9 protein-coding genes are annotated in these 10208 nt (G+C 68.3%); 2 read left to right on the top strand and 7 right to left on the bottom strand.

Annotated features, from left to right (window positions below; all coding sequences use genetic code 11):
* Window positions 1–291: 291 nt before the first annotated feature.
* Window positions 292–864, top strand: a complete 573-nt coding sequence (locus D7Y61_RS09950) for a DUF1190 domain-containing protein (protein ID WP_071228542.1) — start codon at window positions 292–294, stop codon at window positions 862–864.
* 7 nt (window positions 865–871) lie between these two features.
* The gene (locus D7Y61_RS09945) at window positions 872–2050 is read left to right on the top strand and encodes a glutathionylspermidine synthase family protein (RefSeq protein WP_180866101.1); all 1179 of its coding nucleotides are present in this window, start codon (window positions 872–874) and stop codon (window positions 2048–2050) included.
* A gap of 675 nt (window positions 2051–2725) precedes the next feature.
* Here D7Y61_RS09945 and D7Y61_RS09940 read toward each other — a convergent pair.
* The 7 genes from D7Y61_RS09940 to D7Y61_RS09910 all read right to left on the bottom strand — a co-directional run bounded on the left by D7Y61_RS09940 (window position 2726) and on the right by D7Y61_RS09910 (window position 10114).
* Window positions 2726–4024 carry a DUF58 domain-containing protein gene (locus D7Y61_RS09940; RefSeq protein WP_180866100.1) on the bottom strand — a complete coding sequence of 433 codons (1299 nt, stop codon included), beginning with the start codon at window positions 4022–4024 and terminating at the stop codon, window positions 2726–2728.
* Entirely contained in the window at window positions 4021–5007 is a 987-nt protein-coding gene (locus D7Y61_RS09935) for an AAA family ATPase (RefSeq protein WP_180866099.1), read from the bottom strand. The genes D7Y61_RS09940 and D7Y61_RS09935 overlap by 4 nt, the downstream gene beginning before the upstream one ends.
* Window positions 5004–6188: a DUF4350 domain-containing protein gene (locus D7Y61_RS09930; protein WP_180866098.1), complete on the bottom strand. Its 1185-nt coding sequence runs from the start codon at window positions 6186–6188 to the stop codon at window positions 5004–5006. The genes D7Y61_RS09935 and D7Y61_RS09930 overlap by 4 nt, the downstream gene beginning before the upstream one ends.
* Window positions 6185–7792: a DUF4129 domain-containing protein gene (locus D7Y61_RS09925; protein WP_180866097.1), complete on the bottom strand. Its 1608-nt coding sequence runs from the start codon at window positions 7790–7792 to the stop codon at window positions 6185–6187. Before D7Y61_RS09925 ends, D7Y61_RS09930 begins: the two co-directional genes overlap by 4 nt.
* The gene (locus tag D7Y61_RS09920) at window positions 7782–8774 is read right to left on the bottom strand and encodes a stage II sporulation protein M (RefSeq protein ID WP_180866096.1); all 993 of its coding nucleotides are present in this window, start codon (window positions 8772–8774) and stop codon (window positions 7782–7784) included. Before D7Y61_RS09920 ends, D7Y61_RS09925 begins: the two co-directional genes overlap by 11 nt.
* Window positions 8771–9460 carry an RDD family protein gene (locus D7Y61_RS09915; protein WP_180866095.1) on the bottom strand — a complete coding sequence of 230 codons (690 nt, stop codon included), beginning with the start codon at window positions 9458–9460 and terminating at the stop codon, window positions 8771–8773. Before D7Y61_RS09915 ends, D7Y61_RS09920 begins: the two co-directional genes overlap by 4 nt.
* Window positions 9461–9583: 123 nt before the next feature.
* A complete protein-coding gene (locus D7Y61_RS09910) occupies window positions 9584–10114 on the bottom strand; it encodes a gamma carbonic anhydrase family protein (RefSeq protein WP_180866094.1) in 531 nt (176 codons plus the stop codon).
* Between the last annotated feature and the right edge of the window lie 94 nt (window positions 10115–10208).

The following is a 10208-nucleotide window of genomic DNA, read 5'->3' as shown; positions in this document are numbered from 1 at the left end:
GGCGGGGGACGCCGTGAATACGTCCATGTAGGCTCGGTCGCGCCATCCATGGCGCTCACGCCCCCGCCAGCGGACCCACCCCGCCTTCGACAGTTTCCTGCGATCTGTCGGGGCCGGCGCTCTGCTCTTGGTAGGTGTCGACCTTGGTCGACACGGTAGATCCACGCCATGCGTGGATGATGGGGAACGACGAAAATGAAACTCCGTTCATCTTTCGGACTTTGCCGATTCCGGTTGCTGGTCCGGATTTGGCATCATTGGGGCATTGATCCGTCGACAGGGCATGAGGCCATGAAACGTTCCCGCACCACCGCGCTGCTGCTGATGAGCGCTGCGCCGCTGCTGTTCACCGCCTGCCAGAAGGAGCCGGAGGTGAAGGTGCAGGAAGGCCTGTATACCTCGGTGGAGGCCTGCACCGAGGCCACCGGCGATCCCTCGTCGTGCCGCAATGCCTTCGCCGAAGCGCAGAAGCAGGCCGCCGATGCGGCGCCGAAGTACGCCAGCAAGGAAGCCTGCGAGAAGGACTACAAGCCGGAACAGTGCGTGCAGCAGCACACCTCGGCCGGTACCTCGTTCATCGGCCCGATGATGATGGGCTTCTTCATGTCGCAGATGCTGAGCAACCGCGGCGGCCTCGCGCCGCAGGCGCCGGCGGCGTCGCCGGCCTACCAGGACAAGAGCGCTGGTTGGGCGCGTCCGGCACCGGGCGGTACCGGTGGCCTGAACACCGCCAGCGGCATCGGCGCCGGCAAGGCGGGCCTGGCGCCGGTCACCAGCGAACCGAACCGTGCGGTCACCGCCAGCCGTGGTGGCTTCGGCAACACCAGCGCACGCCGCAGCACCAGCGGCAGCTACGGCGGCTGATCGACCCATGCAGCGTATCCGGATTGCCGAGCGTGCCCAGTGGCGGGCACGCGCGGAAGAGGCGGGTTTCCGCTTCCACACCATCGACGGCCAGCCGTACTGGGATGAAAGCGCGTATTACGCTTTCACTCTGCGCCAGATCGAGCAGGACATCGAAGACCCCAGCGCCGAGCTGCACCAGATGGCGCTGGACCTGGTCGGCGATGTCATCGGCAGCGAACGCCTGATGGACCAGCTGGCGATTCCGTCGCATTACCGCGACTGGATCGCCGACAGCTGGCGCCAGCGCCAGCCGCATCTGTACGGTCGCCTGGACCTGGCCTACGACGGTACCGGCCCGGCCAAGCTGTACGAACTGAACTACGACACGCCGACCTCGCTGTTCGAGGCCAGCTTCTTCCAGTGGCAGTGGCTGGAAGACCAGCGCAATGCCGGTCGCCTGCCGCAGCATGCCGACCAGTTCAACGCGATCCACGAAGCGCTGGTCGAACGCTTCGGCGAACTGGCCACGCAGCTGCCGCCGCCGCTGTATTTCAGCGCCGTGGGCAGTTCGGAAGAAGACCGCGGCACCGTGGAGTACCTGCGCGACTGTGCGTCGCAGGCCGGTCTGCATGGCCAGGCCATCGCCATCGAGGATATCGGTCTGTCCGAGGATGGACGCTTCACCGCGCTGGACGATTCGGTGATCGGCACGCTGTTCAAGCTGTACCCACTGGAAGACCTGATGGCCGAGGAGTTCGGCCGCGCGCTGCCCGGCTCGGGCGTGCAGCTGCTGGAGCCGGCGTGGAAGGCGGTGCTGAGCAACAAGGGCATCCTGCCGCTGCTGTGGCAGCGCAACGTGGGCCATCCGAACCTGCTGGAAGCGCATTTCGATGACGGCAGCACGCTGGCGTCGGGCTGGGTGCGCAAGCCGCTGTTCTCGCGCGAAGGCGCCAACATCGAGATGCACCTGGCCGATGGCAGCACCCAACGCAGCGACGGTCCCTACGACGGCCCGGCGATCATCCAGCGTGCGCATCCGCTGACCCGCTTCGAAGGCGGCTACTCGCTGATCGGCAGCTGGGTGGTGGGTGACCACGCCTGCGGCATCGGCATCCGCGAGGACGACAGCGCGATCACCCGCGACAGTGCGCGCTTCGTGCCGCACGCGATCGTTGATGAGGCGCCGACGCGGATCTACGTCTGATGACGGTGCGGCGCCCCCGGGCCGGCGTGGGCAACCGACGCCGGTCGTAGAACAACCGCTGTGGGTAGAGGCCGACCCTGGTCGGCGCCGTTGATTCCGTGCCAACCAAGGTTGGCACCTACCAGAGCGGTGCGTCGGTTGTTGCAGGGGTAGTGCCGGCCGCTGGCCGGCAATCGCCGTTGGTAGATGCCGACCCTGGTCGGCGCTGTGGGTTTGTGCCAACCAAGGTTGGCACCTACCAGGGCGATGCGTTGGTTGTTGCAGGGGTAGTGCCGGCCGCTGGCCGGCAACCGCCGTGGGTAGAGGCCGACCTTGGTCGGCGCCGTGGGTTTGTGCCAACCAAGGTTGGCACCCACCAGAGCGATACGTCGGTTGTTGCAGGGGTAATGCCGGCCGCTGGCCGGCAACCGCCGTGGGTAGAGGCCGACCTTGGTCGGCGCCGTGGGTTTGTGCCAACCAAGGTTGGCACCCACCAGAGCGATACGTCGGTTGTTGCAGGGGTAATGCCGGCCGCTGGCCGGCAACCGCCGTGGGTAGAGGCCGACCTTGGTCGGCGCCGTGGGTTTGTGCCAACCAAGGTTGGCACCTACCAGAGCGGTGCGTCGGTTGTTGCAGGGGTAGTGCCGGCCGCTGGCCGGCAACCGTTGTTGGCCCCCACCAGATCGATCGCTGGTATCAGAGCAACCCTTCGCGCTTCACCGCCAGATAGCGCTCCACCAGTGCACCGGGCAGCGCATCTGCGGTCACGTCCAGCACCATCACCTTCTCGCTGCGCAGTGCCTCGTGCGCCTTCGCGCGCTGCTGCAGGTACAGCGCCGCAGCGCCGGCCTGGGTGGCGTCCGCCAGCGTATGCACCTCGCCGTCCAGCGCGCTGTCCAGCTCACGTTCGCGCAGGCTGGCCACGCACACGAGGTGGCGTCGCTGCAGCAGGCGCACCGCCGCCAGCAGGTCTTCGATGTCCTCGTCACGCACGTTGCTGACCAGCATCACCAGCGCACGCCGGCGCTGGCGCAGCGACACTTCGGTGGCAGCGGCCAGGTAGTCGGTGGCCACCGCGCGCGGCTGCAGGTCGTAGCTGGCGCGCAGCAGGTGTTCAACCGTGCCCATGCCGCGCTGCGGCGCCACCCAGCGGCGTTCGCCACCGGCCGCGAACAAACCGGCGGCATCGCCCTGGCGCAACGCCAGGTAGGCGACCACCAGCGAAGCGTTCAAGGCATGGTCGAAGTGCGACAACCCGCCTTCGCTGGCGAGCATGCGTCGTCCACTGTCCAGCATCAGCACCAGCTGCTGGTTCTTTTCGTCCTGGTACTCGCGCGAGATCAGCTTGCGCGCACGCGCGGTGGCCTTCCAGTCGAGCTGGCGCAGACTGTCACCGACGCGATACTCGCGCATCTGATGGAAGTCGGTGCCTTCACCGCGGCGACGCTTCACGTGCGCGCCGACCAACCGCGAAGCCTGGTCGGCACTGAACAATGCAAAACGGGTGAGCGGTACGAAGTTCGGATAGACGCGTACCTCCAGCGCCGGGGGCAGGGTGCGCTGCTGCCACCATAGCCGCCATGGCGAGCGCATGCGCAGGTGCACGCCTTCGAAACGGAAGTGTCCACGCTGCAGTGGCTGCAGGTGGTAGTGCAGGGTGGAGGTGCTGCCGGCTTGCAGGTTGACGCGCTGCGGCAGCGATTCCAGCGGCCAGCCACCGGGGACCAGATCAAACACCTGTACCGTCATCGATGCGTCCGCCTGCAGCCGCAGCGCGGCCTCGCGGCGCACGCCCAGCGCCAGCGCTTCGGGCAGCTCGCGCTGCACCTGCGGCGAAGGGCGCCGCCTCTGCCGCCACAGATCGAACAGTGCAGGCAGCGCAATGGCCGCGGCGACCAGTGCCCAGCTCCAGCGCGGCAACACGCCGGCCACCACCACGCCACCCAGGGCAGCCCAGGCCAACAGCAGCACCAGCAGCAGCGCGGATGGCCTCATCGGCGCGGGGCTTCCACCTTGGCCAGCAGCGCACCCAGCACGTCGTCGGCGTCCTGGCCTTCGATCTGCAATTCCGGCGCCAGCGCGATGCGATGGCGCAGTGCCGGGCGGGCGATATCGCGCACGTCGTCCGGCGTGACGAAGTCGCGGCCGGCCAGTACCGCCTGCGCGCGCGAGGCACGCACCAGCGCGATGCTGCCGCGAGGACCGGCGCCGACCGCGATGCCCGGCCACTGCCGCGTGGCGGCCACGATCCGCACGGCGTAGTCGATCACTTCATCGTCGACGGTGATCGCGGCGGTGGCACGCTGCAGTTCCAGCAGTTCGCCTGCACCCAGCACGCGCGGCACCTGGCTCAGATCGAAATCGCTGGCGGCGCGGCCGCTGGTGATCGCGGTCACCATGCGCTTCTCGTCCTCCAGTTGCGGGTAGTCGATCAGAACCTTCAGCAGGAATCGGTCCAGCTGTGCTTCCGGCAGCGGATAGGTGCCTTCCTGCTCCAGCGGGTTCTGCGTGGCCAGCGCCATGAACGGCGGCGCCAGGGTAAAGGCCTTGCCTTCGATGGTCACCTGGCCCTCCTGCATCACCTCCAGCAGCGCTGACTGGGTCTTGGCCGGCGCGCGGTTGATCTCGTCGGCCAGCAGCAGGTTGGTGAATACCGGGCCGCGGCGGATCTTGAAGCTCTCGCTCTTCGGGTCGTACACCGCGTGGCCGCTGACGTCGCTGGGCATCAGGTCGGGGGTGAACTGCACGCGGCCGTAGTCCAGCTCCAGCGCCTGCGCCAGCGCGCGCACCAGCAGGGTCTTGCCCAGCCCGGGCACGCCCTCGATCAACACATGGCCACCGGCCAGCAGGGCCACCAGAATCTGGTCCAGTACATCGGCCTGGCCGATGAAGGCATGGCCGACGGCGTCGCGGATGGTATCGACGCGTTCGATCAGGCGGGCGTTGGCGGCCGCCGGCAGCTCGGGGACTTCGGTCATAGCAGGGATCTCATCTGGAGCAGCAAGCGGATGCGCTCGCGCAGGGCGGAGGAATCGTGCGGCGGAGGCGGTGCGAGCGCGCTGGCGACGCGGCTTTGCGGCCACTTCAGCAGCGCGGCGATTGCCTGATCGCGCGGTGCGCCATCAAGTGCGGCGGCAACCGGTGCGCGCAGGCGCAGGCGGTGCAGAAACAACGCGAGCACGGCATCGTAGAGGCGTGCGCCGTGACCGAATCGCAGCAGCAGTTCACCACTGGCACGTACGTGCTCCAGCAGCGAACGGCGTTCCAGTACCGGTGACGGCAGCAGGCTGCCGAAGCGCTGCGAGCGGCCCCACAACCAGCCCAGCAGGGCCAGCAGCAGCGGCGCCCACAGTGGCCAGCCCTGATAGAACATGCGCGACCACAGCGACGGTGGGCGGCTGGCATAGACCAGCCAGACCGCGCCCTTGCCGTAGTGCGGATCAAGCAGGTAGCGGGTCAGGTCGCGATGCGAAGCATCGTGCAGGCCATCGCTGGCATTACCTGCTGCGGAGGCCAGCCGCGCTGCCGGCGAATCCACTTCGCTGCGCATGAATTCCATGTCGGCCAGCACGCTCACCTTGCCCTGGCCATGTCGCAGGCGCGCGAACACCAGGTCACGTTCACCGCCCCAGCGGCGTTCGGCCTGAGCGCTGGCGCCGAAGCCAAGCGTGAAGCGGCGGCCACCGCAGAACTCGACATGGCCGGGATCGTCCTCGACATGGAAGGGCTGGCAGTCGCTGCGCTGGAACAGGCTGTCCACGCCCAGCCGGTCCAGTAACGGGCCCTGCGTGCTGCCGGCGTCGTCCTCGGCCGGCGGCGGCGTGCGCACCAGCAGGTGGCCCCCCCCCTCGACCCAGTCCAGCAGTGCGTTGGCGACCGGCGCAGGCAGTTCGCTACTGTTCTGCAGCAGCACGACCGTATCGTTCGGCCCCAGCGCCATCTGCTGCAACTCCAGCCGTGGCCGAGAGTACACGTCGATACCATCGGCACGCAGCGCCTGGCCGAGCACGTACAACGGGTTGTAGGCCGCCTCACCCTGCGGTGGAAGCGGAATCGTCTCGGTCACCCGCTCGTGCGTACGCAGGTAGAGAATGGTCAGCGGCACGCCGAACAGCACCAGCACACCCAGCAGCAGCGACCAGAACAGGCGCGGGCTCATGCCTGCCATCCGTACTGCTGGCGCAGGGTGGCGGCCAGCGCATCGAAGTCGCTGCGGCTGGGCAGGCGGCCGCCATAGGCCGCGTACTGCCACACGCGCACCACGCGCGCGAACAGTTCGCGGTCGGTGGCCTCAGGCATGCGTCGCGAGGCACGCAGGCACTGTGCTTCGGTGGCTCCCGGAGGCAGCGCGATGCCGGTGCGCTCGCCGATGGTGCGCACGCTGGCGCGGTACAGCAGGGCCAGCGCCTGCCGCGGCCGACCCTGATCCCACAGCAGGCCGGCCTGGGTGGCCACGTCCGGCGGAAGCACCGCCGGCAGTTCCACCGGCTCCTCCAGCACCTGCGGGGCGGCCTCAGCCCTGCGCCGGCCACTGCCGCGCAGCCATGGCAGCCACATCCGTGCGGTCAGCAGCAGCACCAGCAGCAGGACACCCAACAGGCCCCACAGGCCCCATTCGGCCAGCCGCGCCAGCCAGGCGATGCCGCTACTGCGTGACGTGCGTTCGCCCTTGGGGCTGCTGTCACTCTGAAGCTTCTTGTCTTCCTTCTTCTTTTCCTCGGCCTGTTCGATCGGCTTCCAGCGTGTGACCTGGCGGGTCGGCGTCTGCAGCGGATCCTCGTAGGCGCGATTCACCGCCTGGCGGAAGCCGGCGGTGTCCACCGGCGTGTCGCCGAAGATCGTTGCCGGGGTGTTGGCCGGATCGTTCGCCGCAGTAGCCGCTGCCTCCGGAGCGTCCCCGTCGGCCTCGGCCTCGTCGGCGATCGTCTGCGCGTCCTGCGCGTGCACCGGCGCGGAAACCAGCGGCAATGCCAGGCACAGCAGCAACGCCAGTGCCGACGCAGCCGGCAGCAACCGTCCGCGCAGGCGGCGCAGGGCGATTTCCACGTCCCATGCCTCCATCTGCGTACGCCGGTTCAAGTACAGACCGAAGCCTGCACCGACGTAGAAGGGGCCGATCAGCACCGATGCCAGCCAGCACGCCAGATTGACGCCCAGCTGCGCCCACGCCGGCGTATCCCGGCCGATCATGTCCCACGCCGCACGCCATGATTCGGACATCAGGTCCAGCGGCATGAACATGAACACTGCACCGATCGCGCCCGACACCAGCACGGCTTCGAACGCCATGCAGGCCACCGTCAGCACCAACGCCGCTCCCGCCGCGCCGGCCGCCACCGCGCGACGGCGTGGACCACGCTGGCCCGGTGAGTTGCCTTCCAGCAGGTTCACCGGCAGGCACAGGCTGCGCAGCACGCTGAAGCGCCGCCAGCCCAGGTAGCCCCAGAATCCTCCATTGCCCCAGTGACGCTGCGCGTGCAACGCGGCCAACGCCCCCACGGGCTCGCCGAAGATGCCGCGCGACAGGACATACAGCGGCGCACGCTCGAACAGTGGCTTGCACCACCACATCGCCAGCCAGGCCCAGCCGAACGCATCCAGCCACCAGCCCAGCGCATTGAACAGCACGAACAGCGGTGCGCTGGCCAGCAGCCAGCTGCCCCACACGGCACGCGCATGGCGGCGGGCGAGGGCGCTGCCCAGCTCCATCGCTTCCCAGCCGCTGCGTGCACGCAGCACTACGTCCAGGCGGTCAATGCGCATGGCCGCCTCCACGCCCGCCACGCCACAGCCACAGCAGCACGCCGGCCCAGAGCGCTCCGGCGACGCTGAACTTGATCCATGCGGGGACTTCGGCGATCGACGACCAGAACGCTTCGATGAAGGCCGCGACCAGCAGCATGAACGCAACGCCCAGGCACAGCCGGGCACCGATGCGGCCGCCGTCGACCAGCGCGTCCAAGCGGCTGCGGCGGCCCGGCGCCAGCAGCTTCATCCCCAGCTGCAGGCCTGCACCGCCAGCGATCACGATCGCCGTCAGCTCGAAGGCGCCGTGGCCGACCACGAAGCGCCAGAACGGGTCGCCATGGCCGATGTGCTGCAGGTGCCCCGCCACCGAACCGATGATCACGCCGTTGAACAGCAGTACCAGCAGCGTGCCCAGCCCGGCCAGCAGGCCACTGGCGAAGGTGCGCAGGGCGATGCTGATGTTGTTCATGATGTAGTGGCCGAACATCATCCAGTCGGTGCCGCTGTCACGCCCCAGGCGCTCGGCGGCGGGATCGTACATGCGCTCCATCTCGGCGATCTGGCGGTTGTCCATCAGCATGTGGATCAGGTCCGGATGGACCTGCACCAGCACGAAGCAGGCCACCGCCGGCAGCGCGAACATCGCCAGCGCCACCCACATGCTGCGTGCTTGGCTGCGCACCAGCAGCGGGAAGTCGGCTACCAGGAACTCCAGGGCACCGCGCCAACGCGTTGGCGGCGTGCGATACAACACACTGTGGCCCTGCTGCATGAGCTGCTGCAGGCGCTGCACCAGCTGCGGGCTGTAGCCGCGCTCACGGGCCAGCGCCAGCTGCTGGCACAGCCGCCGGTAGCGCTGCGGGAAGGTGGTGTCGTCCAGTGCCAGGCCGCTGGCCTTGCGGCGCGTGCGGCGTGAGGCGCTTGCACGCAGCAGCAGCCACTGCTCCAGGTCCTGCCATTCCTGCTGGTAGCGGGCGACGAACTGTTCCTGCTTCATCGTCGGCCCAGCAGCCAGTTGGCCATCGCATACAGGCGCAGCACGCCGACCTGGCCATGGGTGCCGGTCAGTGGCTCGGCAATACCGGCCAGCTCCTGCTGGCGTGCCGCCGACAACCGTGGCGCGCGCTCGGCGAAGGCCATCAGCGCGGCCTGTTCCTCTGGTCGCAGGGGTTGTGGAGGGGTCAGCACGCTGTCGATGGTCGGCGGCGGTGGCAGGTACAGCGCGGGTGCGTGCACCACCACGGTGCCCGCCACCAGGTCGCCAAGGCGGCGGCCATGCGGATCGAACAGGCTGCTGATCAGCCCCAGCGCATACCCGAACGGCAGCATGTCCACCGTACGCAGCAGGTTGCGGGTGATGGACGCCATCCAGCCCACCGGTGCGCCATCGCGGGACAGCACGCGCAGGCCCAGTGCACGCTTGCCGAGGGTACGGCCCCACAGCGCTTCGCAGACGATGGGGTAGGCCCAGTACACCAGGAACATCAGCACCAGATAGAGGCCGGAACCGAATGCGTCCAGCAGCGCCAGCGGAATCGACATCAGGACCAGCGCCGCGATGCGTATGCCAAGATCGACCAGCCAGGCCATCGCGCGTGGCACCGGACCGGCCGCAGGCAACTGCAGCGGCACACCCTCCGGCGTCACCACCTCGCGGTAGGTATCGAGCATCGGTGCGGCCATCAGCGCGATGGCCTTCGTTGTGGGCGCCGGAGTCCTCTCCGGCAGGCAGCCACAGGCATGGGGGTCTCGACAGGTCCTGGTCGGGCCAAGACTTTAGCAGAGCCACATGGCAGCGTCGGGCCCTCAGCCCAGGTATTCATCCTTCAGCCGCACGTAGTGATCGGCCGAGTAATGCAGCGCCTCGATTTCCTTGTCGCTCAGCGTACGCGCCGGGCGTGCCGGGTTGCCCACCCACAGCTCGCCTTCACCCACCACCTTGCCGGGTCCGACCACCGCGCCGGCACCGACGAATCCGTGCCGCTCCACCCGGGCACCGTCGAGGATGCAGGCGCCCATGCCGATAAGGCTGTAATCACCGATGGTGCAGGCGTGGATGATGCAGCCGTGGCCGACGGTCACCCCCTCACCGATCAGGGTGGGGTAGCCGGCCTTGTTGTAGGGGCTGTGGTGGCTGACGTGGATGATGGTGCCGTCCTGCACGTTGGTGCGCGCACCGATGCGCACGTAATTGACGTCCCCCCGGATGACCGTGCCCGGCCACACCGACACGTCCTCGGCCAGTTCCACGTCACCGATGACGGTGCAGGCCGGATCGATGTACACACGCTCGCCGAGGACGGGCATCTTGTCGCGGAAGGGGCGCAGCGGGTTCATCGATGTCTCCGGAAATCAGGGCATTCACGACGATGATACCTGCGTGGTCTGCACGCCGCGCGCGCACCGCAGGGTAGTGCCGGCCGCTGGCCGG

This window comes from Stenotrophomonas maltophilia, from assembly GCF_013464485.1.
Lineage (GTDB): Bacteria > Pseudomonadota > Gammaproteobacteria > Xanthomonadales > Xanthomonadaceae > Stenotrophomonas > Stenotrophomonas maltophilia_AW.
The sequence above is the reverse complement of the archived record's forward strand: the minus strand, read 5'-3'. Positions and strand labels throughout refer to the sequence as shown.

Coding starts and splice junctions, on each gene's coding strand:
- D7Y61_RS09950 (WP_071228542.1), top strand. CDS start 292: ATGAAACGTTCCCGCACCACCGCGCTGCTGCTGATGAGCGCTGCGCCG.
- D7Y61_RS09945 (WP_180866101.1), top strand. CDS start 872: ATGCAGCGTATCCGGATTGCCGAGCGTGCCCAGTGGCGGGCACGCGCG.
- D7Y61_RS09940 (WP_180866100.1), bottom strand. CDS start 4,024: ATGAGGCCATCCGCGCTGCTGCTGGTGCTGCTGTTGGCCTGGGCTGCC.
- D7Y61_RS09935 (WP_180866099.1), bottom strand. CDS start 5,007: ATGACCGAAGTCCCCGAGCTGCCGGCGGCCGCCAACGCCCGCCTGATC.
- D7Y61_RS09930 (WP_180866098.1), bottom strand. CDS start 6,188: ATGAGCCCGCGCCTGTTCTGGTCGCTGCTGCTGGGTGTGCTGGTGCTG.
- D7Y61_RS09925 (WP_180866097.1), bottom strand. CDS start 7,792: ATGCGCATTGACCGCCTGGACGTAGTGCTGCGTGCACGCAGCGGCTGG.
- D7Y61_RS09920 (WP_180866096.1), bottom strand. CDS start 8,774: ATGAAGCAGGAACAGTTCGTCGCCCGCTACCAGCAGGAATGGCAGGAC.
- D7Y61_RS09915 (WP_180866095.1), bottom strand. CDS start 9,460: ATGGCCGCACCGATGCTCGATACCTACCGCGAGGTGGTGACGCCGGAG.
- D7Y61_RS09910 (WP_180866094.1), bottom strand. CDS start 10,114: ATGAACCCGCTGCGCCCCTTCCGCGACAAGATGCCCGTCCTCGGCGAG.